Here is a 26,831-nt window from a genome sequence, read left to right on the forward strand (position 1 = left end):
TTGATTATAAAAATGGGGGATGATTTTGATCCCCCAAAGTTCGCATGATTTTAAGCACCAAGCAAGCTTTGCCCGCAGACCCGTACAATATTGGCATTAACACCAGATGATGCAGACGTTGCAAACCATGCAATAGTTTCAGCGACATCGACAGGTAAGCCACCCTGACTTAGGGCATTCATGCGGCGACCAGCTTCACGAATCGCAAACGGAATCGCAGCGGTCATTTGCGTTTCAATAAACCCAGGTGCAACTGCATTAATGGTCATGCCATTTTTCAAATGCGGCGCAGTATATTTGACCAGACCAATCACACCTGCTTTTGATGTCGCATAGTTGGTTTGCCCTAAATTGCCTGCAATCCCACTAATTGATGACACGCAAATAATTCGCCCGTGTGCATTAAAAGCATCATGTTCAAGAAGATAGTCATTAATCCGTTCAGCAGCAGATAAGTTAATGTTAAGCACCATATCCCAGAACTGTTCTTTCATATTGGCAAGGGTTTTGTCACGGGTTACCCCTGCGTTATGGACTAAAATATCCAAACCACCATGTTGCTGACACGCTTGCGCAATTTTCTCGCCTGCATCGGTTGCAGTAATGTCCAGTGCCAGTGTCGAACCATCAATACTTTGTGCTACTCGATCTAGATCTGCCTGTTGCTGTTCGACATCCAGACAAATGACATGTGCGCCATCGCGTGCCAAAACATGAGCAATCGCTTCGCCAATCCCCCGACTTGCGCCTGTAACCAACGCAGTTTTACCTGCCAACGGTTTTGCCCAGTCCACGGCAACCACATCTGCTTTTTGTACCAACACCACCTGCCCCGACACATAAGCCGAACGCGGTGACAAGAAAAAGCGTAAAGTCGATGCCAGATTATCAGCCGCGTTCTGATCAGCGTAGATGAGCTGTGCAGTAATGCCTTTACGCAATTCTTTACCCAAAGACTTTACAAAACCGACCAACGCACGCTGGGCGATTGCTTGTGTAACGGTTTCTGCACTGTCTGGATTTAAACCCAAAATAATCACCCGACCCGATGCCTGTATTTGCCGTGCAAGCGGATGAAAAAATGCGTATACCGCTTTGAGTTGCTCAGTGCTACGAATCCCTGATGCATCAAAAACCAGTGCTTTAAATTTGGTTGTGTTATTTTCTGCTGTAAAAATACTGACGTCGAGATCTGCACGTTTGGTTTGGGCGATCAGCTCTGCGTCATCAGAAATATAAGTATTGGCATGGATTTGTCGCAGTGTATCGACAATGGCGGCTGTAAACGATGCCTGCGGTGTTGTTCCCAATAAAACCGCACCTTGTACCACTGGTGTAGCAGCCCGATAACGCTCAAGTGTAACGGGTGCAGGTAAACCCAAATGCTTGATGACAAATTTACCAATTGGCGTTTTAAAGAAATGCTGGTATTGATCAGTCATAATTATGTTCTCTTCACTTCGGTGAATCATATAGATACAGCATGAAACACATCTGAATGGGTAGATAATGCTGAAATTATCATACTGAAATTGCGTATAAGATATGTTGACTTGAATCGTTGTTATTGTGTCATTTCGGTCAATTGCCCGAGTTGTATTCTATGCTATGGTAAACCAAAATTATCTCTAATTTCACTTTATTTTCCATCCAACATTTTTCAATTTTTTGCATAGGAACACCGTTATGAGTCAGACTATTCGTCGTGTTGCAATTTTGGGTGGCAATCGGATTCCTTTTGCCCGTTCCAATGGCCCATATTTTAAAGCCAGTAATGCTGACATGCTCACTGCCGCACTCAATGGATTGATTGAACGTTTCGAGCTACATGGTCAACAACTTGGGGAAGTTGTTGCCGGTGCAGTCCTTAAACATAGCCGCGACTTTAACCTGACTCGTGAATGTATCTTAAATACGCGGCTTGCAGCAGAAACGCCCGCTTATGATTTACAACAAGCCTGTGGTACTGGTCTACAGGCAGCCTTTGCCGTTGCCAATAAAATTGCGCTTGGGCAAATTGAAGTCGGTATCGCAGGTGGTGTCGATACAACCTCCGATGCACCTGTTGCACTTGGCGATGGCTTACGCAAGGCATTACTTGAACTTAATGTTGCCAAGACTGCAAAAGCCCGTTTACAGGCACTTGCGAGCATTAACTTTAAGAGCTTGATTGAAGCTCCCAAAAATGGCGAACCACGTACAGGCTTGTCGATGGGTGAGCATGCTGCACTCACCGCTTTAGAATGGGGAATTTCCCGTCAAGCACAAGATGAACTCGCCGTTGCCAGCCATCATAAACTGGCAGCCGCTTATGATGCAGGCTTCTTTGACGATTTGGTTACACCGTTTTTAGGTCTAGAACGTGACCAAAATTTGCGCCCCGATTCATCTGTAGAAAAACTGGCAACATTACGTCCCGTATTTGGTAAAGGTGACAACGCCACCATGACCGCTGCGAACTCAACTCCTTTAACTGACGGGGCTTCATGTGTACTCCTCGCATCGGAAGATTGGGCAAAAGCCCATGGATACGAAGTTCTTGCCTATTTAAGTTTTTCTGAAACTGCGGCGGTTGACTTCGTCCATAAAAAAGAAGGCTTACTCATGGCACCTGCTTATGCCATGCCACGCATGTTGGCACGTGCCAATCTAACCCTTCAAGATTTCGATTTTTATGAAATTCACGAAGCTTTTGCTTCTCAGGTTCTCAGCACCTTAAAAGCATGGGAAGATCCAGAGTTTTGCCAGCAGCGCCTAGGTTTAGCTCAACCGCTTGGACGTATTGATCGCAGTAAGCTCAATGTCAATGGTTCGTCTTTGGCAGCTGGACATCCATTTGCAGCAACAGGTGGGCGCATTTTGGCAACCGCGGCCAAACTCATTCACCAAAAAGGTTCTGGACGTGCACTGATTTCGATCTGTGCCGCAGGTGGGCAAGGTGTGACTGCTATCGTTGAGAAATAAACCTAAAAATAATCTTTATACAAAGTAGCCTTACGTGACACGCAAGGCTACTTGTTTGTTTTTTATAGCAAGCTTATTATTTTAAAAAAGGATATATTGAAAATATAGGATGGAATAATAGCAAAGCACAGGATGTGTCAGATAAACAGCAGATAAATCATAATAATAGAAGAAATAATGCATTTGTTGGTTTGAAAATTGCACTATTTTAGAAAAATATCAACAACGAGAAGGATGAGATTATATGTATAAAACTGATCACGTTGTTAAAACTTGGAAGTACAGTGCGAGTTCACATTATTTAAAAATTTTTTATACCGATGGTTCGGCAGTGCTATTTTATTCGGTGCCAACTTTTGTTTATGACAACATGCTTCGTGTGCAGAACAAAACTGATTTTATAGAAAGATATTTAACTTATAATTTACATTTTTCCAGTGTTGCGCTTGCTTGACACAGAATTCCATTCAGAAAAAACCTCATCTGCATCGCTCGGCAGATGACTGATTTTAAAGTTGGTGTCAGCTTTTATTTTCCGATAAATTCTGACACTGACCAAGCAATCCATCTCATTTAGCTTAGACTTTGCACCAATGCAAAACGTGGGCAAACTGTACCATCTTCTAAGGTCACCTGTTCCATAAACATCTCCAATGGCCGAATCCACATCGAATAATCACCATATAGACACTGATAAACCACATGTGCTTCTTGTGTTTCACTATGCTGTGCAACCGAAAAAACCTGATATAGCTGCCCTTTGTAATGTCGGTAAATTCCACGTTGTAACTGCATTGAACCCTCCAGAGGAATCAAAATGAATGTTGTGGTTGATGGCAAAGTGACATCACGATACTGGCAAAATTAATCGCCAGTTGTGACGGGTTTTCCATCCTATATGCCAGCGCTAAACTGACATGCGGAACAGGTGCTTGCAAGCGGCGATGCTGAATACCAGCCAGTTGCACCTGCATGGCTGACTCAGGCACCAGTGACACACCCAGATTTGCTGAAATTAAAGACAAAATTGAAACCAGTTGTGGTGCCCTCTGCCCTATTTTTGGGTCAAAACCTGCCTGCAAGCAGGCTTGTACAATCGCATCATACAACCCCATACCCGAAAATGATTCAGGAATCATAATAAATGGATCATCTTTAAGCTCCAACAATGCCAAATCACCCTGTTGCTGTGCAACCCGATGCTGATATGGCACGACAGCCACCAAAGGTTCGTCGACTAGCTGCTGGATTTTTAACGCTTCAGGTTGTGGGTTGGAAGAACGTAGAAAAGCGATGTCGACCTGTTCATTTAAAAGTTTATGAATGAGCGTGGCAGAATTGGCTTCTTCAATTTTAACTTTCACTTTCGGGTAAGTTTTCTGAAACTCACGAATCGCTGCAGGAATCAGCGGATTGAGCGCGGCTGTTCCTGTAAAACCCAAATTTAACTGACCCAGTTCACCATTGGCAACCTGACGTGCGATTTGAATCGCCTCATCCGCACGTTGCTGTAACGGTTGCACTGCCTGTAAAAATGCCTGCCCTGCTTCTGTTAAAACAATACCATGTGCATTTCGATGAAACAGTGCTGCACCAATTTCATTTTCCAGATCACGAATTTGCATACTCAATGGTGGCTGACTAATGCCCAAACGCGCCGCAGCCTTGGTCAGATTTTTTTCTTCTGCAGCAACTAGAAAATAACGAATATGCCGAAGTTCCATATATAAAACATATCAAGGTACACATTTAAATATATTAGAAAAATACCCAGCAAATTGCTAGATTAAGTGTTACTAACTTCTCCCTGCAAAACCCCTGAAATCGAGCATTCATCATGGCGAGCGATTCCTCATCCAAATCCGTTCAGGTTTCAGCAACAGAAACCTGGACAGATTCCAATCACACAACTTCTGTGTCCACGTTACGTCCTCCATTTAAAAATGTCTGGATTCAACAAGGCTCAAAAGACTACTATCGCGCAGGCGGTGCATTGTTTTTACTGGGCTTTGCCAGTTTTTCTCTCATCTATTGTGTGCAGCCGTTATTACCCGCTTTTTCACATAGCTTCCAGATTAGCCCTGCAACCAGTTCTTTAGCACTCTCTTTGACCACAGGTTTACTGGCTTTTTCGATTGTACTGGCCAGTGCATTTTCACAAGCCTTTGGACGTCGCGGCATTATGTTTGTCTCAATGGCTGTCGCATCGGTATTGAACATTTTGGCTGCATTTATGCCGCAGTGGCATGCTTTACTGATTGCCCGTGCACTTGAAGGCTTGGTGCTTGGTGGTGTGCCTGCTGTAGCCATGGCATGGCTGGCAGAAGAAATTGATCCTGCACACTTGGGTAAAGCCATGGGGTTATATGTTGGTGGTACAGCATTTGGCGCCATGATGGGTCGGGTTGGGATGGGGCTGGTCAGTGAGTTCTACTCATGGCGCATAGCACTTGGCGTATTGGGCGTGATTTGTCTGTTGTTCTCTTTTGGGTTTTACCACCTGTTGCCAAAATCACGTAATTTTGTCGCTCAGCCTGGCTTTCGTATCGGTTTTCATCTTCGTACTTGGCAAAAGCATCTGAGCAATATCGGTCTGATTCGCCTGTATGCTATCGGTTTCTGCTTGACTAGCATTTTTGTCACACTGTTTAACTATGCAACGTTTCGCTTGTCAGATGCACCTTATTCATTTAGCCAAACCACGATTAGCCTGATTTTCTTAGTCTATGCTTTTGGCGTGGTGTCATCTTCAATTGCAGGAAGTCTTGCCGACCGTTTTGGTAAACGCCCACTTATGCTCAGTGGCTTCATGATTATGGGTTTAGGCGTGGCATTGACTTTGGCAAGTTCGATTTTTGCGGTAATTGCAGGGATTATTTTGGTGACCACAGGCTTTTTTATTAGCCACTCGGTGACCAGTGGTTGCGTTGGCCCAACTGCAGGCGAACATAAAGGGCATGCAGCATCGCTCTATCTTTTATTTTATTATATGGGTTCGAGCATCATTGGTTCTGTGGGTGGCTGGTTCTGGCTACATGGTGGTTGGCTCTCGATTGTTGCTCTGACTTTGAGCTTTGCTATTTTGGGCAGTATTTTGTCTTTACTGCATGTAAAACGTTAATTTAGGTTGTTTATGCTTTCTTCTCTCCCAACTGTAGTTTTTATTCCTGGCTTACTTAACGACGAAAAACTGTGGCAGCATCAGGCAAACGTATTGTCACAGCAGACACAGGTCATCATTGCAGATTTATCAAAAGATGATAACTTATCGGCTATGGCACAGCGTATTTTGCAGCAAGCCCCTGAAAAATTCGCACTGGTCGGGCTATCAATGGGTGGTTATGTTGCCTTTGAATTGCTGCGCCAAGCACCTGAACGTGTTATTAAACTTGCGCTTTTTGATACCAGCGCTCGCCCTGACAGCATCACCTCTGCCAAGCATCGCCAAGCGACCATTAATTCGATTCAAATGGGTAAATTTATGGGGGTCACCAATAAATTACTCCCCCAGATTATTCACCCTTCTCGCGTACATGACCCGATTGGCGAAGAAATCAAAGCCATGGCTCAGCGTTTAGGCGGACATACATTCTTAAATCAGCAAAAAGCCATTTTAGGGCGAATTGACTCACGACCATTTTTAGCCAATATCCACATTCCAACTTTGGTGGCTGTCGGAGAAAATGATTTGGTTACACCTGTCAAACTGGCTCAGGAAATGCATGAAGGCATTCCAAATTCACATCTACATATTTTCAAACACTGTGGACATTTGCCACCACTCGAATGTCCAGAAGAAACCACAGCAGTGTTGCAACACTGGCTTGCCAGTTAAATGAATGGGATTGCAATGCCTCTGACTTACTCTAAAGGTCGTATTGTTCAATTCATCAAAATGTTTGAGGCTATGACAATCCCGTTAGAAAAATGTAATTTTCACTTTTTTCGCTGAGGGAAATATCTACACTGAATTTAAATTCAACGATAAATCAGAGGAAAGCCGAATGAAACATAGTGTTGTCATCAGTGCGGTTATTGTTGTGACGGCGTTAATCGGTTGTACAAAACAACCTAATCCAGTGTCAGGAGCACACAATGAGCAAGCACAAAATCAATATAAAAAGACCATTGATACCGTGAAGCTTAAAACTCAACAAGCTAACGATCATGTTGCAAGCTCTATTAATAACGCAGACCATCAGTAATCATTTCTTCGTCAGCATTTACAGATAAGTTATTCATCATGTCTATACTTTCTCAGCTTAAGCTAGAGCATCCCATTTTTCTGGCGCCAATGGCAGGCGTTTCAACCCCGCAACTGGCCGCTCAAGTTTCTAATGCAGGCGCACTAGGCTCACTTGGATTGGGTGCAAGCAATCTGGAAAGTTGTCGCCAGCAAATTCTAGAAACCCAAACACTGACGGACAAGGCATTTCAAGTCAACTTTTTCTGTCATCGTAGTGAGACTGTTAACCCACACATTGCACAGCAATGGATTGAATATCTACAGCCACATTTTGCGCAGTTTGGTCAACCTGCACCCCAAACATTAAATTGTATTTACCCAAGCTTTTTAGATTCAGATGACTACCTGAACTTAGTGCTTGAGTTACGCCCTGCTGCGGTCAGCTTTCATTTTGGTATTCCACATCCGCATCAGATTCAGGCACTCAAAAATGCGGGTATTGTGACGATGGTGACTGCCACCAATTTGAGTGAAGCTCAAGCCATTGAACAGGCGGGCATTGATATTATTGTTGCTCAAGGAACTGAGGCAGGTGGGCATCGCGGTATTTTTAATGCGGATAGCGATGCTGCAATGACCACTATTGACCTAGTACAATTACTGCACAAATATTGTTCAGTTCCAGTTATTGCAGCAGGTGGCATCATGACAGGTCAGCAAGCTCGTTATGCCTTAGACTCAGGTGCATCGGCTGTGCAATTAGGTACAGCATTTATTCAATGCACAAGCTCAAATGCCAGCACTATGTACCGAGAAGCGTTATTTGATGAGCCTATCACACAAATTAGTGCTGCAATTTCAGGTCGTCCTGCTCGTGGGATTATCAATGACTGGCATAAACAGGTCGATAGCATTTACCGCCCTGAAATTCCTGCTTATCCGTACACCTATGACATTGCAAAACAACTACATACTGCCGCAGCACAACATGACCATCATGGATATGCCGCATTTTGGGCAGGCGCTCATGTATCACAAATTCGACAGCTTGAGGCGCATGAACTGGTACAAACACTGGTGAAAGAAATGCATTATGCTTAAATCTACATTTCCAGTAAATTGACCGATTCGATTTGTACATCATCCATATTTTGCCCTTGATCGAGCAACAAGTTGAAATAATCTTCAACTACTTTGGCTTGTTCAAGGGTCGATTCTACCTGATACATATTTTGTCTAAAGTCATTGCTCGAATGTAGCCCTTTGGTGTACCAGGCAATATGTTTTCGGGCAATTCGACAACCTGAGTATTCACCATAAAATTCATATAATTCACTCAGATGCCCAAGTAAAACGGTTTTCACTTCTTCAATGCTTGGTGCAACCAAATGCTGACCTGTTTTGAGATAGTGAGCGATTTCACGAAAAATCCATGGTCGCCCTTGTGCTGCTCGACCAATCATCACCGCATCTGCACCTGTATAGTCCAGCACGTATTTGGCTTTTTCAGGACTGTCGATATCACCATTGGCAATCACGGGAATGTTGATATGCGCTTTGACTTGTTTAATCAGTTCATAACGGGCTGTATTTAAATACATATCTTCACGAGTGCGCCCATGCAAAGCAAGCGCTGCGATACCCACCTGCTCTGCACGTTTGGCAACCCGCATAATATTTTCTTGCCCGTTTAAATAACCAAGTCGGGTTTTTAAAGTCACAGGAACATCAACTGCAGCAACTACCGCATCCAAAATACGCGCGACCAAATCTTCATCTTGCAATAATGCTGAACCTGCCAGTTTGTTACAGACTTTTTTGGCGGGGCATCCCATATTAATATCAATAATCTGCGCACCATTGGCAACTTGATAGCGCGCTGCTTCTGCCAATTGTTCTGGTTCTGAACCTGCGATTTGCGCAGAGATTGGTGCAATTTCTCCATCAAAATTGGCACGGTACAAGCTTTTTTTGCTCATGCGTAGCGTTTTATCGGCAGTCATCATTTCACTAACGGCATGCCCTGCACCGAAGTACTTGCACAGTGTTCTGAAGGGCCTATCAGTGACGCCTGCCATCGGCGCGACCCAAATTTGGTTACGCTTTGTTTTATCGAACAATTCTGTAATTACTTTGTTTTTACTCAATTTTCAACTTTCCAAATTCTCAATCAATTTCAATCATTCTTCAACATATCCAACTATTCCTTTATGCCGAAATTCACACCATAACTGTGCTTGGCGTAAATTTGATATGGTGTGATAGAGATGGATGTCGCTGGAGAACAGGCAATCGCTGATGGCAAAACTCGATACAGAACTCAAATACGAAAACCGTAAAGGTTCCCTCCACTGATTAAAACAAAGATCTCTAACAAAGAGCCATTGATTCAAAAATGGAGTAACCGCATTGAAATTAATATTCTGATCAACCTCGCTATTTTAAATCTAGATGTTGAATAAGTGGAAAAAACTTTAGATGAATTGATCGAGAAGTGTATTAACGATGAATTTTCAGCTAAAAAAACGCTGTCTAAAGAATCTTTATCACTACAAGATCGTGTAAAAAGTGTATCTCCACTTTTATACCAACAGCTCTTTATCTTATTTCTAAGCTGCCTACATGGCAGTGAACCGTGTCAATCCGATTCCTGACAATGAAGTAAAAATTAAACTTGGTTTAGCCACAGCATTTTATTTAAGAGAACCTGCCAACAAACCACTAACGGGCGCTGCACCATTGGTAACCTGTGAAGACGAAGCTCAGAAATTACTGGAACAATTTCAAGATCATATCGAACGGAAAATTGGACATTTACAACATAAACGCTAGAACCTAGCCGATCTAATATCACAAAATCAACTCAACATGACCCAATAAAAAAGCCCAAATTTTGGGCTTTTTTTTATTTGAATGGCTGCAAGTTAAGCGACTTTTTTCAGCAAAACTGTACCCACCGAATAGCCCGCACCAAACGAACTCAAAATGGCATATTCCCCCACTTCAACTTCATGTGCGGTTTTATGCATGGCAATCATTACGCCTGCTGAAGATGTGTTGGCAAATTCATCTAAAATAATCGGTGCGCGGGCAACTTCTGCCTGTTTGCCTGCTACATATTTCAAAATCAGTTCATTCATGTTGGCATTGGCTTGGTGTAACCAGAAGCGTTTGATTTGATCGGCATTTAACTGGTTTTTCTCAAGTTGCTGGTTGATCATTTGTGCAACCAATGGACATACTTCTTTAAACACCTTACGCCCATCTTGATTAAACAACAAACTATCACCAAAGGCATCTTCGCAACGGTTTAAAAAGCCAAAGTTATTGCGAATGTTGTTGGAGAACTGAGTTTGCAAGTGTACATCAACCAGCTCAAAACCTGCTTTGTCCGCACTATCTTCAATAATTGCCGCAGTTGCCACATCACCAAAGATAAAATGACAATCGCGCGATTTAAAGTTGAGATGTGCAGAAGTAATTTCAACATTGACCATTAACACACGGCGCGCACCTGCCTGAATCGCATCGTGTGCCTGTTTCAAACCAAAAGTTGCCGAAGAGCAGGCAACATTCATGTCATAGGCATAGCCTTGAATGCCTAAAGCCGACTGAATTTCAATCGATACCGCAGGATAAGCACGTTGCATGTTGGAACATGCCAAAATCACCACATCAATATCTTCTGTCGTCACGCCTGCCTGCTGCATGGCTTGTTGGGCTGCGGTCACGCCCCACTCTGCTTGCAAGGACAATTGATCATTGCTGCGCTCAGTCAGACGCGGATACATGCGGTTAATATCTAAAATACCCGATTTTTCGACCACATAGCGGCTTTTGATTCCTGAGGCTTTTTCAATAAACGCTTCGCTTGAACCATGCAACTCTTCAAGTTCACCTTGAGCAATTTGCTCAGCATGCTGTTGATTATAGCGCTCTACATAAGCATTCAAGCTCGCGACCAGCTCTTGATTACTAATCGCTTCAGTTGGATGAAATAACCCTGTTCCTGTAATACGAATGCTCATGTCAAATTCCTCAATGATTCAAAAATCAAAGACCCAACTGTTGCCAGTGCTTTTGCAAGCGATTTTCGGAAATTGGTATCTTGGTTTTCATCGGCTGCGAAAACAGTGAAATTCGCAGCTCTTCAACCATAGTGTACAATTCGCGCAATCTTGGGTCATTTTTATGCTTGAACAATTTTTCCATCCAAGGGTCGACCTGATCAATGGCAGCATTATCTCTTTGCAGATTATTTGGTAGACGCTCCAGTCGCATCATCAGCGCCTTCAAATAGCGCGGGAACTCTTGCCACAAGCTCAAAGGTTGTGTATAGACGAAATTATCCAGACGCATCAAATCTAGTTGATCTTCAATATCATCCATATTCTTGCCAAGGATTCCCTGATCAAGCGTAAGTAGTTGACGGCGAATGGTTTGCCATGGAATTAAAATATCATTCAGCAGACCTAAAATATGCTGACCATGCGTCAAAAATTGCTTTTTGACTTGCGTGACCAATTCTGCAAAGGCTTTGGCATCAACAGGTAATTCATTGATCGCTTCATCCAAAGTGGCATAAATCAACATTTGTTCCAGTTTAGCTTTATCACCGAGTGGTGAATATGCCAAAGCCAACGGCTTGGAAATCTGTTTTTTCAACTGTCGAATCGCATCACCCAGTTGCAGATGTACCAAACGGATCACACCTTGCTTATGCTGATGCATGGCTTCAGCTTGATCATTGAAGGTCTGGATCACGACACCCGATTCATCTTTAGCATCTAGCTCAGCAAAAGCTTTTGTCGGGACCAAAGCCTGAAACTGTTTTACAATCACGCCAGTTACTTTTTGTGCAGCTTCAAACACAAACTGTTCAGGAAAGGTCTGAAACTCGTCTTTAGACTGTTTAACTGGTCGATGAGTTTCTGTACGGCAACGTGCTTTGAGTTCAGGCAAATCACGCCCTTTTTCAATCACACGCCCTTTTTCATCCACAACGACAATAAACGGCACAAGATACGGATCAACACGCTCAAACGAGAAATCTTTCTCGCTGATTTGCTCGCCACGCAATGCAAATGCCAAATATTTAAAAATATGCTCACGCAAATGCACAGCATCTACAGCTTTCAGTAATTTTTTAGCGGTATCTGGAATCGGCACGATATTACGGCGTTTGTCTTTGGGTAATCCCTTCAACAACGCTTCCATCAAATCCAAACGCCAGCCTGGAATCCCCCAAGACCAGATATTTTCATCGACCTGAGGCAATGCCTGAACTGGAATTTTAACAGTTGCCCCATCCTGATCATGGCTTGGGTCAAAACGGTAACTGGTGGCTAAACGCAGCTCACCATTGTGCAAATAATCTGGGAATTGCTGTGTGGTTGGACGGTCACTTTGCCAAAGTGCATCATCTTCTACAAACAAATAACGCGGCTGCTTCGGTTCAATGGTCGCACGCCAGTCTTCAAAGGTACGGCGACTGGCAATTTCTTCAGGCACACGTGCTGCATAAAATTGATAAATGGTTTCTTCATCCACCACCAGATCACGGCGGCGCAATTTATCTTCAACCCGTTCCACTTCCTCAAGCTTGAGTAAATTATGCTTTAAAAATGGCGGCATAATGCCCAAGTGACCTGTCGTTAAAGCATCACGCAGGAAAATTTCATGTGATGCCGCGTGATCAATCTTTTCAAAATTAATCAGAAGTTTCGGCTCAATAATCAGACCAAATAGCGAAATCTGGGCATAAGCATTCACAATCCCCGACTTCTTCGACCAATGCGGCTCAAAATAATGGTATTTCAGTAAGTCACGTGCGGCCAGCAAAATCCATTCAGGGTCAATCTTTGCCAAGGTTCGCAAATACACCTGTGAGGTTTCTACCATCTCAAATGCCATCACCCACGACACACCTGCTTTATGCAAACTACTGGCAGGAAAAATACGTGCTTTTTGCTGACGCACTGCCATATAAACATTGCGCTCATCGGTTTTGTTGGCAATAAATGACAATAAACCTGTCAGTAAGGCACGATGTAGGTTTTCATAACTGGCAGGCTTATCATTCCAAGACAGTTTTAGACCTTCAGCCAGTTCCACTAACTGCTGATGCGTTTGTCGCCACTCGCGTAGTCGTAACCAGCTTAAAAAATGCTGGCGTGCAAATGATCGACGTTTATTTTCGGTCATCACTTCACGGTTGCTTTGTAAAGTTTCCCAAAGTTTCAAATAAAACAGAAAATCAGAATCCGCTTCTTTAAACAATGCATGTTTTTGGTCGGCTTGGGTTTGTTTATCCGCAGGGCGCTCACGCGGGTCTTGGACAGCGAGTGCACTGACCACTACCAAAATTTCTTTGAGTACCCCAAAATGCGAACCTGCAATGATCATACGTGCCAAACGCGGGTCAATCGGCATTTTTGCCATCATCTGCCCGACTTTGGTCAGTTCATTTTTACGTTCACTCATCGCACCCAGTTCGATCAGTAACTTACGACCATCATTGACTAAGCGATGATCGGGCGGCTCAATAAAATCAAAATCTTCAAGATTACCGAGCCCCAAACTTTGCATTTGCAAAATTACAGATGCCAAGTTGGTTCGCTTAATTTCAGGTTCGGTAAATTCTGGGCGACTTAAAAAGTCTTCTTCGCTATACAAACGAATGCAGACACCTGCGGCTATACGACCACAGCGCCCTTTACGCTGATTGGCAGCTGCTTGTGACACTGCTTCAATCGGCAAGCGCTGTACCCGTGAACGATAGCTATAACGCGAAATACGCGCAAAACCACTGTCAATCACATAACGAATATTTGGAACGGTCAGCGCTGTTTCTGCAACGTTGGTGGCAATAATAATACGTCGCCCTGCACCGCCTGGATTAAAAATCCTTTGTTGTTCTGAAAGTGCCAAGCGCGCATATAAAGGTAAAATTTCAGTATGACGTGGGCCATATTTTTGCAAAGTTTCTTGCAGCTCTCGAATTTCCTGTTCAGTACTGGAAAAAATCAGAATATCTGCATGTTCTGGATGGCCTTTCGCGGCGGCATCAGCAAAACATTCTTCAACTGCCTGAACGACGGCACGCGGTAAGTTTTCTTCAAAGTCGTCGAACTCATCGTCATCACTACCACCAATATTCATTTCAGAAATTGGACGATAACGCACTTCGACAGGAAAGCTGCGCCCTTCCACTTCAAAAATAGGCGCTTGACGGAAATATTCACTAAAACGGTTTACGTCTAAAGTTGCCGAGGTAATAATGACTTTTAAATCAGGGCGTTTTGGCAACAACTGCTTCAAATAACCCATAATAAAGTCAATATTTAAAGAACGTTCATGCGCTTCATCAATAATAATCGTATCGTATTTATTTAAAAAACGGTCATGTGCCAGTTCTGCCAGCAAAATCCCGTCCGTCATTAAACGAACGATTGAATCATTTGAGCCTTGTTCATTAAAACGAATTTTAAAACCAATCGACTCACCAAGTTTTTCACCGACTTCTTCGGCAATCCGCTGCGACACACTGCGTGCAGCCAAACGGCGAGGCTGGGTATGACCAATGATGCCTGTTAAGCCGCGTCCTGCGAGCATGGCAATTTGTGGTAACTGCGTTGTTTTACCTGAGCCTGTTTCGCCCGCAACAATAATGACCTGATGCTTTTGAATCGCAGCAATCAGGCGCTCGGCATACTGAGAAACAGGTAAATCTTGGTTGAGTTTAATCTGTGGTAAACGTTGAAATCGCGCTTTCACCTGCGCATTCGATTTCTCAAATAATTCTTGGTATTGCTGTAAATCTGCATCCTTCGTTTTGCCTAGTCGATTTAAACGATGTCGGTCACGCACCATAACCAATTGATCTATATTTAAATCACTTTGCACCGAATGCTATCCTCATACATAAAAGTGGCTAGTTTACTCGACTCTGATCATGATAGAAAGAATTACATTTTCAAGTTTTTTTGAATCAATCTCTTGAATTCAAAGCTATGAATCGCCATATTGAGTCAAAGTGATGCGAAATAGGATTGTGACTGTCATCACCTTGCAATAGATGCACATAACAATCTTGATTGTAAGAAGTGAACGGTATTGCAAAAATCCATAATTCATTTTTCCGATTTTATGCATTAAAAAATACTATTTTACCAATGATGTTTTTTTTCTTATTCTAAATTTCGTAAACAGATTACTACTTCCATCCATCTTACGGAGATAATGATGAGCTTAATTAATACTGAAGTTAAACCATTTAAAGCAACTGCATTTCATAACGGCCAATTCGTTGACATTACTGAAGCCACTCTTAAAGGCAAATGGTCTGTATTCTTCTTCTATCCAGCAGACTTCACTTTTGTATGCCCAACAGAACTTGGTGACCTTGCAGACAACTACGCTGAATTCAAAAAATTAGGCGTGGAAATCTATTCAGTTTCTACAGATACTCATTTCACACACAAAGCTTGGCATGATTCTTCTGCTGAAATCAAAAAAATTGAATACCCAATGGTTGGCGATCCAACTTGGGCACTTGCTAAAAACTTCGAAGTGTTAATTGAAGAAGCTGGTCTTGCTGACCGTGGTACTTTCGTCATCGATCCTGAAGGTAAAATCCAAATCGTTGAAATCAACGCTGGTGGTATCGGTCGTGATGCTCAAGAACTTCTTCGTAAAGTAAAAGCAGCTCAATACGTACACGGTCACCCAGGTGAAGTTTGCCCAGCAAAATGGAAAGAAGGTGACGCAACACTTGCTCCATCTATTGACCTAGTAGGTAAAATCTAATCTTTCGATTAGATCACCTCTAAAAAGAGCCCCTCGTTTGAGGGGTTTTTTTATTTAGGCAGAAGCAATGCGTTTTTCAAACATGTTTGCAACCAAGTTAACCATTGACTGCCGTGACAGCACTCGCGCAAGCTGTGCCGTTAAATAGTTGAGTTTTCCTGTAATGACAAAGGTTTGTTTTTTTTCCAATCCACGAATTGCAGACTGAATGACATCCTCCACCGTCATTGCCTGCATACCCTCTGTATTTGCCTGTGCAACCTCTGCAAAATTGGTCGTGGTATTTCCTGGGCAAAGTGCCAACAATTGCACGCCAGAATTACGATACTCGCCTGCTAACGCCTCGGTAAAATTCAGCACATACGTTTTGCTTGCGCCATAAACTGCAATATAAGGTAAAGGTTGAAATGCCCCAGTTGATGCAACATTTAAGATAATTCCTTGTTTTTGTTTTAACATTTTTGGCAAAAACAATTGAGTTAATTGAGTCACGGTCAACATGTTCAGCAGGATCATTTCTTGGTAGCTTTGTAGTGATTGCTCTAAAAATTTTGTCCATTTACCAAAACCCGCATTATTGATCAAAATATCAACGCTCAAACCTTGCTGAGTAATTTTTTCAAATAGTTGTGATGCAGCATCCAGTTTTGCCAAATCCAGTGAAATACAATCGACTTGAATCGAATAACGCTGCTGTAGTTGCTCAGCCAAATGCTGCAATTTTTCTGTGCTACGCGCCACAATAATCAGGTGAATACCCTGTTTTGCCAAATATTCAGCAAAGCCTTGTCCAATCCCAGAAGATGCCCCTGTAATTAACGCTGTTTTATTTTGAAATTTTTCTAAGACATGACTCATATTGCACTTACCTTTTATCATTGAGCCATGACTATAAACTCGTCCCCTAGGGACAGAGTCAAGTGTTTATTTTAGGCAAGGTCAGCGCATATTTGCTGCTCTTCATCGGCATATAATTGAGTCAAGGTCTGATCAAGGTCTAACAAATCTTGTTGTAACTGTATCAAATGCTGTTTTTGTTGTTCTAGTTTTTGCCATTTTTCAGTCATAAGCTGCTTGGCGATATCTAAGGGAAAGCGCTGTTGCTGCGCTTTAATACAAGCAAGTTCTTGAATCTCAGCCAAACTAAAGCCAACGGTTTGCGCTTGACGAATCATCCTGACCAAGCGTATATCCAGATCAGAATATACGCGATATTTACCCAAACGCTTTGGTTCAGGAAGCAAACCTAATTGCTCATAATGGCGAATGGCTTTGGGTGTTGTGTTGCAACGTGCTGCAAGCTGTCCAATATACATAAATTTTATCTAAGCGCGAAATTAACAATAATTCTGCATTAACATCAATTGAAATGGATGATTTTGTGGCACACATTTTTGAGTCGCTTTCGCATGTTCACGAAATAATGCACCTGTGCGGTATTTTGCAGTATTGGACAAAATAATTCGAGCATCATCATTGGTGACGACAGCAGTCTGATCCAATGTACGTAATCTAGGTAAAATAAGCTGATCTAGCGTTGAAACCAATAGATCAATCACAATAACCCCAACAAATTGTTGTGCAATCATGACAGGATGTGAAAATGTGATGGTATAGGCATGGTTACAAATATAGTCAACATAAGGCCCATCGACATACGGTTGTTTATTTTTTGCAGGATGATTAAACCAATCGAATAAACGAAAATCCAGACGCTGCTGTAAATCCTGATAGTTTTCTAACTCTGCTTGCTGAATTTTTTGATCTTTTTTATACCACCATTCGAGCGTCCAGTAACCTTGTTCTTCTGCAGTTTCCGCAGAATAGCCAGCAAATCCCATACCATGGCTGTATTGGCTATGTTGCAATGCAGTTTGAATGTGCTGTTGTAGTTTGTACCGGTCTGAGGGTGTCAGTTTTACACCTTCTGGTAAGAGAGAATCTGCTGAAAGTAAGTGGCGAGCTTGTTCTACCAGTCCTTTGGCAGCTTGAGTAATTTCGACAACTACTTGATTCAGTAAGTCCTGAATCTGTTCAATCTGTATATCGCTCATGCTTTTATTTCCTTTTTTTACCACTTTTTCTTTGTGCTCGAACAGTGTCAGAAACTTAGTTTGATTTTAAAGTGTTAACTTATATTCAAGCATTTGATCTGTTAATGTATCAAGCAAATTTTGTGCCTGTTGAGCGGCGGCATCAGCATCCTGCTGTTGCAAACAAGCAAATAGTTTTAGGTATTCAGCAACAGTTTGCATATGAATTTTATCGTTTTTATACAATGTTGCAACCAGTGGCAGCCATTCTGCCTGAATAGCAAGCTCCTGATTGGCTAAACGTGAAGATTGCGCATAGGCTACAATCATCAACAAACATCGCATGTCCGTTTGGGCACGTACATCTGCAGACTGTGCATCTTGAAAAGTCAAGATCAGTTCATGCAGTTTGGACAACTGCTGAGGAGTTGTACGTTGCGTCACAAGTTTGGCACTATGCGATAAAATTGCACTATGAAACTCGCATAGATCAGCGAGATATTCGTTACTGACTTGACGTAAAGGCTGTTGCTGTAATACTTGATTGGCAGAAAGCTCACAAACAAAACTTCCACCATTTCGTCCACGACGCGTATCAATTAATCCTTTGACACGTAGCGTGTTCAGTGCTTCACGCACAGTTACAGGCGACACGCCCATAAGACGCGATAAATCAGCTTCGTTTGGAAGTTGTTCATTTGCTTCAAGCAACCCTGCAATAATGGCATTGCCTAATCGTTCCACGACCTGTTCAGAGCGTGTCGCTTGACCGATTGGTGCATATATAACGGTATGTGCTGTCATCGCTAGTTCTCGTCTAAATCAAGCATCATGCTTGATACGGTAGGCTAAAAAAGATAAAGCTTTCCATAAAACCCCTCGTTCCTATTATTTCCAAGCAGAATCGTGCTTATCTATATTTTCGAAATTCCATTTCTGATGTAGAAGATTGGCGTAAATAACTTAACTGACTTGCATTCCTGCATTGAATCGCCAAATTAATCATCTATCAATGTTTTATGGATGCAGCGATTATAACAAATCGTTTTTAAATTAATGTCGTTTCTTGAAAAATCAACGATAAATTGAGTGATTAAAATCAACCAATTGCATTAATCTCATACAGATATTCCAAATATCGTGCCATATCACGAAGACTCTGGATATATTTAAAAAATTATTAGTTTTTTTATACTGTGTTTTTTAATTCATATTAAATATAAGTTATTGTTTAATATGAATTAAAATTTAAATATGAAATATAATTTATTATACAAAATGTTATCCGATATAAAACTTTTCCAGTCTTTTAATCAGTATAATCTTAGCGCTTTTGTAAATAATGGACTTTCACCATAAATTTATAATTTTTCTTTTTCGATCAATTACTTTTTTTTAATCCCCTGCTTGAGAGAGTTATGTTTAACTCAAACTGTATTTTCTTTCAATCACATCAAAACACCATTGAAATATAAAGGTATATACTAAAATGCATAAGGTAATACTCATATCGAGTAGCAATGCATTCAAAAAACCTAAATTTAAACCACAGGCAATCAACGGCACACTAATAAACAGTAGCCCGCCTTCAAAACCGATCGCATGCAGAATACGTACCCAGATGCCACGTTGCAATTTTAAATGACCTTCCAATTTTTCAAACAGGTTGTTATAAACCACATTCCAACACACTGAAATAATCGCCATTGCCAACCCTAAACTTCCCGTGAGTTCCACAGGCATTTCAAACATATAACTTAATGCCAAAGTCATGATCAACAATAAAATACCTTCATAACTTAACGCATGAATCCATCTTTTCTTGGACAACAACATGAAATTTTCAGCTCTTTTTACTTGGAATCACTGCATTTTATTTTTATTATTCTGATTAATCGAATTAGATTCTTTCAAAATAATTGATAGATGAATATAAATGAATATTAATCAAGAACAACTCAATATCTTTAAAACTGTTATGGAAACAGGCTCTTTTTCTGCCGCTGCCCGTCAGCTTGGTAAAGTCCCCTCTGCGGTCAGCATGTCGATTGCCAATCTGGAAATTGATCTCAACTTACAGCTCTTTGAACGGGTTGGGCGTGAACCAAAACCGACCGCACAAGCTCAGGTACTTTATGAGAAAACCCTATATTTGCTGACAGAGATTCAGCAATGGGTACAGCATGCAAATGCTCTCAGTTATGGTCTGGAATCGACATTAAGTATTGTGGTGGTATCTGAACTAATTCATACCGAATGGACAGATTATATTGCCCTGCTCGAACAACAGTTTCCCACACTACAACTTGATATTTTTTCAGCACCACAAGAAGATGCTTTACGCATGCTGATGCAAGGACAAGTCCAGTTTGCCCTGATGTTTGAGCGAGAATATCTTGATCATCGTGAATCATTTATCGAGCTGAAGCGAGAAACCATTGTGCCTGTTGTCAGCTTGTCACACAACTTGGCAAAGCAAAATCAAATTCCACTAGAAAAACTACAGCGTTACCGTCAAGTGATTGTCACAGGGCGCGACCAGCATCTAAAACCCGAGCTATTGTTTTCGACTCAATACTGGCGCACCGATAACCATCAGCTTGCGCTTTCTTTGATTTTAAAAAATCTGGGTTGGGGATTATTACCATTGACCATGCTGGAACAAAACCCACATTTATATACCCAGTTGAAGATTCTGGATATTTTGGATATTACCCCACAACTTGAATATTACATTGACCTTGTTTGGAATAAAGAAGCGAAACTGGGACAAGCCAGTCAATTTTTAATTGATTTTGTTCGGCAGCAGCGTCTTAAAAAAGTGCAATAAAACACATCTTTTTTGCAAAAACCTATGCTATAACTAGATGGATTCAAAACATGATCGAACAGTTTAAACAATGACAGATTCTTCTTTATCCCAATTAAAAAAATTGACAACCATTGTTGCTGACAGCAGCGACTTAAGTGCGATTGAACAATTCCGCCCACTCGATGCAACCACGAACCCTTCTTTGATTACTGCAGCAGCAGCCCAAGAAAGCAGCCGAGAACTGATTGAAGCAGCTTATACCCAAGCGAAACAAGAAGGTTTATGCGCTGATGAGTTGATTGAACGTACGATTGATATTTTAACTGTCAAGTTTGGTGTAGAAATTCTAAAACTTATTGAAGGACGTGTTTCAACTGAAGTTGATGCAAGTTTATCTTACGATACCGACGCAACCATTGCCAAAGCCAAAGAATTACTGGCATTGTATAAAAGTTATGGTATTGATCAAAACCGCATCCTGATTAAAATTGCTTCGACATGGGAAGGAATTCAGGCAGCGAAAGTACTTGAGGCTGAAGGCATTCACTGTAACTTGACGCTATTGTTTGGTTCTCATCAAGCTAAAGCCTGTGCAGATGCCAAAGTCACCCTAATCTCACCGTTTGTTGGGCGTATTTTGGACTGGTATAAAAAAGCAGAAAATGTTGACCATTATCCAATCGAACAAGATCCAGGTGTGCTATCGGTTAAGGCTATTTTTAACGACTATAAAACCCATGGTATTCAAACTGAAGTGATGGGCGCAAGTTTCCGCAGCACTGAACAAGTTCTGGCTTTAGCAGGTTGTGACTTATTAACCGTTGCGCCAAATTTACTGGCCCAACTGAGTGAAGATCAACGTCAGGTCACTGCTCAATTAGTTCCAACACAAAACATTATTCCTGCTGAAGCGGAACTGACTGAAGCAGAATTTAAGCATCAGCTTGAACATGACCTCATGGCATTTCAGTTATTACAGGCAGGTATTGATGGATTTATTAAAGCTCGTGAGCAACTCAGTGCTTTATTAAGACAATCTTTTGGCATAACTGCCGAATTAAAGAACTAAAATATATTCTCTTTCTTATAGCAACCGAAACTGATTTAAACAGTTTCGGTTTTATTTATGGTCGGTTATCGTGTTTGGGATTATTGATTTACCAAGATTTATTATTGGTACGATTTTAATTGTTTTACTTCCTGGTCCAAATTCCTTATATCTGTTAGCAACAGCTTCGCGTTATGGAATCAAACGAGGCTATCAAGCTGCTCTTGGCATTTTAACAGGAGACAGCATACTGATTTTGGCGACAGTGTTAGGTGCTGTGTCTCTAATCCATGCTTACCCAGTCATCTTTACGATTCTGAAAGTATTGGGTGCAGGTTATTTGGCATATTTAGGCATTAAACTGTTTTTACACAGTATTGGTATTTGGAAAAATGCTAAAAATCCAGTTGTTGTAACCGAAGCCACATCAACAAGTGAACCTGTTATGAATGCGTTGCACCCATTTCGTACCGCCTTAACCATCAGTTTACTAAACCCTAAAGCCATTTTATTTTTTCTGTCTTTTTTTGTGCAATTCGTTGACCCAAATAGTTCTGCACCGATGCTCAGTTTTCTGATTCTTGCCGTGATTTTACAGTTCATTAGTTTCAGTTACTTAACCAGCCTGATTTTTGGTGGCAGAAAATTGGCGCGTTACTTTTCCCAGCAGCAGCGCCTTGCAAGTCTGGCCACCTGTGCAGTTGGTATTTTATTTTTAACTTTTGGCGCAAAGCTCGCTTTTTCAACTATTTAACTTAATGCCCAACTGTTTTTGAAAATAAGTTCATAATTAATACACCTGCAATAATAAACCCGATACCAATAAATGCAGGTGTATCTAGAGCTTGCTTAAATACGTAATAGCCAATCATTGTTGTAAATACAATGCCAACTCCACTCCAGATGGCATAGACTACCCCAATATTAAGCGTTTTGGTGACCTGAGAAAGTGCATAAAATGATGCGCTATAAAAAATAATCACCAAGAGCGATGGCAATAATTTGCTAAAGCCTTCTGATTTAACCAGAAAAGTTGTTCCTAAAACTTCGGCAATAATTGCAAAAGCTAAAATGATATAAGCATAAAACATCGAACTCGTGAAAACCCCTAAAAATACAATTCACTCTGAAGATACCATAACTACTATAACCACTATAACCAATGACTTAATTTAGCATCACAGCACAACCGTTCTGAAAGAACAAGTCATCATCATTCCAAATAACAAAGCACCCGAAGGTGCTTTACTTATTTCATTAAATAGCCCAATTAAACATCTGTCCAAAGGCATACACGATGGTGATTAGCATTAATACAGATGATGACGTTAATAATAATTCTAAAGTTGTCATAGCCCACCTCTCTCAGGTAAGTTGAATATTTTTTATACAATATTTTAAGAAACAATTCAATAACAAAAAAATATAATTTTATAATCTTTAAATACTCAAAATTGCATTCATTAACTTTTTTATACAACATTAAATTCAACCATGTATTTGTATCATCAATAATTTTTCTCTGATACGCAGGTAAATTTAATTTTAATATTCTTTCGCATCGCTTAAAAATACTGTGATGAAATACACAAAATTAGATCATCCTATTAATACAAAATTTAAAATGTATAGGGAGAAAAATAATCAAAGATTTAGGTAAACAGCATCTACTGTCTACCTAAACCATTCACATTAAAATGTTTAATTTTCAATAACTTTATAAATTTTACAATTGGCTTCACTTTGAAAGAGCAATTCGATTGATGGTAAAATCCGTTCTCCATAAATTTCAATAAAATCAACTTTTTGCTCTAAAGAATACTGCCCAGAATCATCTCCATCTGCCAATTCTTTCAATACAGCTTTTGCCATATGGTACACATTAAATTGATCTTTTACTTGAATATGAATCGTTCGCATAACTCGATCCCTCATCCTGATCTAATTGGTGATTTTTTTATAGCACAAATCTTCAAATGAGAATTTTTTGTAATTGTTAAAATTCTTCGCATTGTGATCAGTTTGTAAAAATATAAGTGAGTTATTCTGTGTCAAAAAAGTCGTATTGATAACAAGATTGCAAGGCTAAGTAAGCTCACACATTCAGAAATTTCAATACTAGCCCCCACGGTATCGCCTGTGATTCCACCTAAACGGTGTACAAATACATGACGCAAATACCCCAAACAGCTACAAAATACGGCTACAACCGCAAGCCCTACCCATCCTAAGCTGCTACATGCAAACAGACAAATAAGCGATATGAGCCATAAAAGCTTGCGAGGTAAATCCTGTAAAAAGGATGAACCCAATCCATGTGCTCGTACATAGTCACAAGTCAGAAATAAAAATAAGGCTGTTAAGCGCCCAAGGACAGGAATCATCACCAACCCATACAGATGCTGGGTTTGTAAAATGACATAAATGCTGGAAAATTTGAGCAGTAAATTCAAAACCAGACTCAACACCCCAATTGGTCCACACTGTGGGTCTTTCATGATCTTTAAAGTACGTTCACGATCACCATATCCGCCGACCCAAGCATCAGCCGTATCTGCCAAGCCATCCAGATGCAGACCACCCGTTATAATAACCCAAACCGTTAAAATCAGGCTAGCGGAAAGCAAAACAGGTAAATGAATATAATTGAGTCCCCAAGCTAGCCCAAAAATTAGACCACCGAGTAACAAACCAATCACAGGATAAAAAGCGAGTGAATAAGCATTTTGCTGTGGGCTGGGTAACTGTTTGAGCTGTATGGGGAAAATGGTTAGAAACTGTAATGCTATCCAAAATGGCATCATAGGATTTACTCTTGAATAGACAGTTGCAAGTATTCATTTTGCTTGAGATATATGGCTTGAATACTGGCAAGTTCAGCAGGCATAGTCAGCAGTTGAGTGAGTGGTTGTTGTTGAGCCATACATTTCAACCACTTAATCACACCACCATGACAAACCAGCAATACCTTTTGCCACTGTTGCTGCTGTGCCTGATTAAGCAGCATTTGGCAGCCTTGCTGCAATCTGTTCTGAAAACCCAGTAAATTTTCCCCTTGTGGTGGCGCATACTGACAAGGGTCTTGCCAAAACTGCCCTAACTGTTCTGGCTGAGTTTCATGAATATGTTGTAAAGTCAGACCTTCCCAATCCCCAAAATACAACTCTTTAAATTGCGGCATCGTAACGAGAGGCAAACCAAACTGCTGCTGCACATCTTGAGCAAAACTGAGGCAGCGCTGTAAGGGTGATGCCACTATTGCATCCCAAACAGAATGCTGTTGTAAATATAAGGCTATCGTATCCTGCATTTGTTGGCGGCCTTCGACAGTCAGGGCATCATCTAGATGCCCACGTAAGGTATGCCCCTGCGTTGTTTGCCCATGCCGTAACACATCCAGTTGCAGCATTTATTGCTTTTCACCTGTCACAGCAGCTTGCTGAAAGGTTGCCATTTCATTGTGCAACACACATGCCATTTTGAGTACACCCAGCGCAACACCTGCACCACTTCCCTCACCCAAACGCAAGTTCAATTGCAAAATTGGCTGTGCATGTAACTCTTTTAAAATACGGCGATGCCCATATTCCGCAGACTGATGCCCGAACAGCATCCATGCACGGACTTTAGGTTGAATCTGTACTGCAATTAAAGCAGCTACAGAGCTAATAAAACCATCAATCAGCATAGGAATGCCAACTTGTGCACAGCGTAAATAAGCCCCAACCATTGCAGCAATTTCAAAACCACCGACTGCCGCTAAAATTTTAATTGGATCTGCCTGTACATCAGGTTGATGTAATTCAATCGCTTGCTGAATCACCTGTTTTTTATGTTGCAATTTAGCGTGATCAATACCAGTTCCTACGCCCGTTAGGACTTCAGCAGGTTCATTTAACAACAAACATGCTAGTGCTGATGCCGAACAAGTATTCCCAATCCCCATTTCACCTGCGATAAACAAATTACTATGCTGTTCTACCGCCTGATCGACACTATTTTTACCAATTGTCATCGCAGCGATACATTGGGTTTCACTCATGGCAACTGTTTTTACAAAATTCTGTGTTCCTGCGGCAATTGGATGCTGCTGCACGCCTAGGTAATCATAAGCCTCACCAACTGTTCCACAGTCAATCACCTGCAGATGAGCCTGATACTGTCGGGCGATTACACTAATTGAAGCACCGCCTGAGGTAAAGTTCTGAAGCATTTGCCGAGTTACAGCTTGCGGATAAGCAGAAATATTCTCCTGCATCACGCCATGATCTCCTGCAAACAAGCTAATCCAGACATGATCAATATTTGGCTGCTCGGTACGCTGCAAACCTGCCAAGGTGACTGCCAATTCTTCCAAATCCCCCAATGCGCCAGCAGGTTTTGTCAGTTGCGCCTGTCTTTCCAATGCTTTTTCTTTAAATGCGTCATCAATATTGCGACACGGCTGTAACCACCAACTCATTTTTCTACTCCTTTCAATTGCATCGGAAATCCTGCAACGCAAAATACCGCGTTTTGACAAATCTGTCCCAAAGCCTGATGTAAACGCCCAGACTCATCGACAAAACGACGGGTAATTTCCCCTAACGGCACAACCCCAAGCCCCGTTTCATTGCTAACCAAAATAATTTCCGACTTCAAATTTGGTAATAATTCCAATAATTTCAAACACTCACGTTTCTGAACTTCAGGATCTTGTGCATAAAGCAGATTACTCATCCAAACTGTTAAGCAATCCACCAAAATCACCTGATTTTCACGATCGAGTGCCTGTAAACGTTCTGCCAAATAGATAGGCTCTTCAACCAAGTGCCAATCCTGACCTCGCCGCTGCTGATGATGGTAGATACGTTCTTGCATTTCCTGATCAACTGCCTGAGCCGTGGCAATATACACGCGCGGTTTTTGTGTTGCCAGTGCAAGCTGTTCAGCATAATGGCTTTTTCCTGAACGCGCTCCCCCCAATACTAAATGCAACAT

27 protein-coding genes and 1 pseudogene are annotated in these 26,831 nt (G+C 41.4%); 11 read left to right on the forward strand and 17 right to left on the reverse strand.

Annotated elements, in window-relative coordinates; genetic code table 11:
* Positions 1–50 precede the first annotated feature (50 nt).
* Complete coding sequence (locus E0H77_RS12315) at positions 51–1,442, reverse strand: 3-oxoacyl-ACP reductase (protein WP_131378399.1); 1,392 nt, start codon at positions 1,440–1,442, stop codon at positions 51–53.
* A gap of 244 nt (positions 1,443–1,686) precedes the next feature.
* Between E0H77_RS12315 and E0H77_RS12320 the strand changes: the two are divergent.
* Together E0H77_RS12320 and E0H77_RS12325 are read left to right on the forward strand one after the other, a co-directional pair.
* Positions 1,687–2,964 (forward strand): annotated as a pseudogene (locus E0H77_RS12320) (acetyl-CoA C-acetyltransferase); the annotation flags it as partial.
* Between the two features lie 244 nt (positions 2,965–3,208).
* On the forward strand, positions 3,209–3,418 hold the full coding sequence (locus tag E0H77_RS12325) for a KTSC domain-containing protein (RefSeq protein WP_004901391.1): 210 nt from the start codon (positions 3,209–3,211) through the stop codon (positions 3,416–3,418).
* Between the two features lie 119 nt (positions 3,419–3,537).
* Here E0H77_RS12325 and E0H77_RS12330 read toward each other — a convergent pair whose 3' ends face one another.
* Both E0H77_RS12330 and E0H77_RS12335 read right to left on the reverse strand, forming a co-directional pair.
* Positions 3,538–3,759, reverse strand: coding sequence for a DUF1653 domain-containing protein (locus E0H77_RS12330; RefSeq protein ID WP_131314681.1), 222 nt, complete (start codon positions 3,757–3,759; stop codon positions 3,538–3,540).
* A 17-nt stretch (positions 3,760–3,776) separates the two neighbouring features.
* Positions 3,777–4,688, reverse strand: coding sequence for a LysR family transcriptional regulator (locus E0H77_RS12335; RefSeq protein ID WP_131378403.1), 912 nt, complete (start codon positions 4,686–4,688; stop codon positions 3,777–3,779).
* A 113-nt stretch (positions 4,689–4,801) separates the two neighbouring features.
* On the opposite strand from E0H77_RS12335, the gene E0H77_RS12340 reads away from it, so the two are divergent.
* From E0H77_RS12340 to E0H77_RS12355, 4 genes are all read left to right on the forward strand, one after another.
* Positions 4,802–6,085, forward strand: coding sequence for an MFS transporter (locus E0H77_RS12340; RefSeq protein WP_131378405.1), 1,284 nt, complete (start codon positions 4,802–4,804; stop codon positions 6,083–6,085).
* A 12-nt stretch (positions 6,086–6,097) separates the two neighbouring features.
* Positions 6,098–6,799: an alpha/beta fold hydrolase gene (locus tag E0H77_RS12345; RefSeq protein ID WP_131378407.1), complete on the forward strand. Its 702-nt coding sequence runs from the start codon at positions 6,098–6,100 to the stop codon at positions 6,797–6,799.
* Between the two features lie 169 nt (positions 6,800–6,968).
* Positions 6,969–7,169 (forward strand): hypothetical protein, encoded by a 201-nt coding sequence (locus tag E0H77_RS12350; RefSeq protein WP_131378409.1) that lies wholly within the window; start codon positions 6,969–6,971, stop codon positions 7,167–7,169.
* A gap of 38 nt (positions 7,170–7,207) precedes the next feature.
* Positions 7,208–8,251 carry an NAD(P)H-dependent flavin oxidoreductase gene (locus E0H77_RS12355; RefSeq protein ID WP_131378411.1) on the forward strand — a complete coding sequence of 348 codons (1,044 nt, stop codon included), beginning with the start codon at positions 7,208–7,210 and terminating at the stop codon, positions 8,249–8,251.
* Between the two features lie 2 nt (positions 8,252–8,253).
* Here the strand turns inward: E0H77_RS12355 and dusB are convergent, their stop codons facing one another.
* Positions 8,254–9,270 carry a tRNA dihydrouridine synthase DusB gene (dusB, locus tag E0H77_RS12360; RefSeq protein WP_265937319.1) on the reverse strand — a complete coding sequence of 339 codons (1,017 nt, stop codon included), beginning with the start codon at positions 9,268–9,270 and terminating at the stop codon, positions 8,254–8,256.
* Between the two features lie 502 nt (positions 9,271–9,772).
* Between dusB and E0H77_RS12365 the strand changes: the two genes are divergently transcribed.
* Positions 9,773–9,982, forward strand: a complete 210-nt coding sequence (locus E0H77_RS12365; protein ID WP_213073567.1) for a hypothetical protein — start codon at positions 9,773–9,775, stop codon at positions 9,980–9,982.
* A 92-nt stretch (positions 9,983–10,074) separates the two neighbouring features.
* Here the strand turns inward: E0H77_RS12365 and E0H77_RS12370 are convergent, their stop codons facing one another.
* Together E0H77_RS12370 and hrpA are read right to left on the reverse strand one after the other, a co-directional pair.
* Positions 10,075–11,178: a beta-ketoacyl-ACP synthase III gene (locus tag E0H77_RS12370; RefSeq protein WP_131378415.1), complete on the reverse strand. Its 1,104-nt coding sequence runs from the start codon at positions 11,176–11,178 to the stop codon at positions 10,075–10,077.
* Positions 11,179–11,203: 25 nt separating this feature from the next.
* Positions 11,204–15,055, reverse strand: a complete 3,852-nt coding sequence (hrpA, locus tag E0H77_RS12375; protein WP_131378418.1) for an ATP-dependent RNA helicase HrpA — start codon at positions 15,053–15,055, stop codon at positions 11,204–11,206.
* A gap of 339 nt (positions 15,056–15,394) precedes the next feature.
* Between hrpA and ahpC the strand changes: the two genes are divergently transcribed.
* Entirely contained in the window at positions 15,395–15,958 is a 564-nt protein-coding gene (gene ahpC / locus E0H77_RS12380) for an alkyl hydroperoxide reductase subunit C (RefSeq protein ID WP_131378420.1), read from the forward strand.
* A 54-nt stretch (positions 15,959–16,012) separates the two neighbouring features.
* On the opposite strand, the gene E0H77_RS12385 is transcribed toward ahpC, so the two are convergent.
* From E0H77_RS12385 to aceI, 5 genes are all read right to left on the reverse strand, one after another.
* Positions 16,013–16,816 (reverse strand): SDR family NAD(P)-dependent oxidoreductase, encoded by an 804-nt coding sequence (locus E0H77_RS12385; RefSeq protein ID WP_131378421.1) that lies wholly within the window; start codon positions 16,814–16,816, stop codon positions 16,013–16,015.
* Between the two features lie 71 nt (positions 16,817–16,887).
* Positions 16,888–17,274, reverse strand: a complete 387-nt coding sequence (locus tag E0H77_RS12390; protein ID WP_131378423.1) for a MerR family transcriptional regulator — start codon at positions 17,272–17,274, stop codon at positions 16,888–16,890.
* A gap of 21 nt (positions 17,275–17,295) precedes the next feature.
* A complete protein-coding gene (locus E0H77_RS12395; protein ID WP_131378425.1) occupies positions 17,296–18,012 on the reverse strand; it encodes a cache domain-containing protein in 717 nt (238 codons plus the stop codon).
* Positions 18,013–18,078: 66 nt separating this feature from the next.
* Complete coding sequence (locus tag E0H77_RS12400; RefSeq protein WP_131378427.1) at positions 18,079–18,795, reverse strand: FadR/GntR family transcriptional regulator; 717 nt, start codon at positions 18,793–18,795, stop codon at positions 18,079–18,081.
* A 618-nt stretch (positions 18,796–19,413) separates the two neighbouring features.
* On the reverse strand, positions 19,414–19,827 hold the full coding sequence (gene aceI, locus E0H77_RS12405) for a chlorhexidine efflux PACE transporter AceI (RefSeq protein ID WP_131378429.1): 414 nt from the start codon (positions 19,825–19,827) through the stop codon (positions 19,414–19,416).
* A 100-nt stretch (positions 19,828–19,927) separates the two neighbouring features.
* Between aceI and aceR the strand changes: the two genes are divergently transcribed.
* The 3 genes from aceR (at position 19,928) to leuE (ending at position 22,605) form a co-directional block, all read left to right on the forward strand.
* Positions 19,928–20,821, forward strand: a complete 894-nt coding sequence (gene aceR / locus E0H77_RS12410) for an HTH-type transcriptional regulator AceR (RefSeq protein ID WP_131378431.1) — start codon at positions 19,928–19,930, stop codon at positions 20,819–20,821.
* A 70-nt stretch (positions 20,822–20,891) separates the two neighbouring features.
* A complete protein-coding gene (tal, locus tag E0H77_RS12415) occupies positions 20,892–21,872 on the forward strand; it encodes a transaldolase (RefSeq protein WP_131378433.1) in 981 nt (326 codons plus the stop codon).
* A gap of 70 nt (positions 21,873–21,942) precedes the next feature.
* On the forward strand, positions 21,943–22,605 hold the full coding sequence (gene leuE / locus E0H77_RS12420; RefSeq protein WP_131378435.1) for a leucine efflux protein LeuE: 663 nt from the start codon (positions 21,943–21,945) through the stop codon (positions 22,603–22,605).
* Between the two features lies 1 nt (position 22,606).
* On the opposite strand, the gene E0H77_RS12425 is transcribed toward leuE, so the two are convergent.
* The 6 genes from E0H77_RS12425 to cobU form a co-directional block, all read right to left on the reverse strand.
* Complete coding sequence (locus E0H77_RS12425) at positions 22,607–22,942, reverse strand: DMT family transporter (RefSeq protein WP_131378437.1); 336 nt, start codon at positions 22,940–22,942, stop codon at positions 22,607–22,609.
* 610 nt (positions 22,943–23,552) lie between these two features.
* The gene (locus tag E0H77_RS12430; protein WP_131378439.1) at positions 23,553–23,771 is read right to left on the reverse strand and encodes a hypothetical protein; all 219 of its coding nucleotides are present in this window, start codon (positions 23,769–23,771) and stop codon (positions 23,553–23,555) included.
* Positions 23,772–23,902: 131 nt separating this feature from the next.
* Entirely contained in the window at positions 23,903–24,655 is a 753-nt protein-coding gene (locus E0H77_RS12435) for an adenosylcobinamide-GDP ribazoletransferase (protein WP_131378441.1), read from the reverse strand.
* A gap of 5 nt (positions 24,656–24,660) precedes the next feature.
* A complete protein-coding gene (locus tag E0H77_RS12440) occupies positions 24,661–25,260 on the reverse strand; it encodes a histidine phosphatase family protein (protein ID WP_131378443.1) in 600 nt (199 codons plus the stop codon).
* Positions 25,261–26,313, reverse strand: a complete 1,053-nt coding sequence (cobT, locus tag E0H77_RS12445; protein WP_131378445.1) for a nicotinate-nucleotide--dimethylbenzimidazole phosphoribosyltransferase — start codon at positions 26,311–26,313, stop codon at positions 25,261–25,263.
* The gene (gene cobU, locus E0H77_RS12450; protein ID WP_131378447.1) at positions 26,310–26,831 is read right to left on the reverse strand and encodes a bifunctional adenosylcobinamide kinase/adenosylcobinamide-phosphate guanylyltransferase; all 522 of its coding nucleotides are present in this window, start codon (positions 26,829–26,831) and stop codon (positions 26,310–26,312) included. Before cobU ends, cobT begins: the two co-directional genes overlap by 4 nt.

This window comes from Acinetobacter brisouioides, from assembly GCF_004331075.1.
In the GTDB taxonomy this organism is placed as follows: Bacteria; Pseudomonadota; Gammaproteobacteria; order Pseudomonadales; family Moraxellaceae; genus Acinetobacter.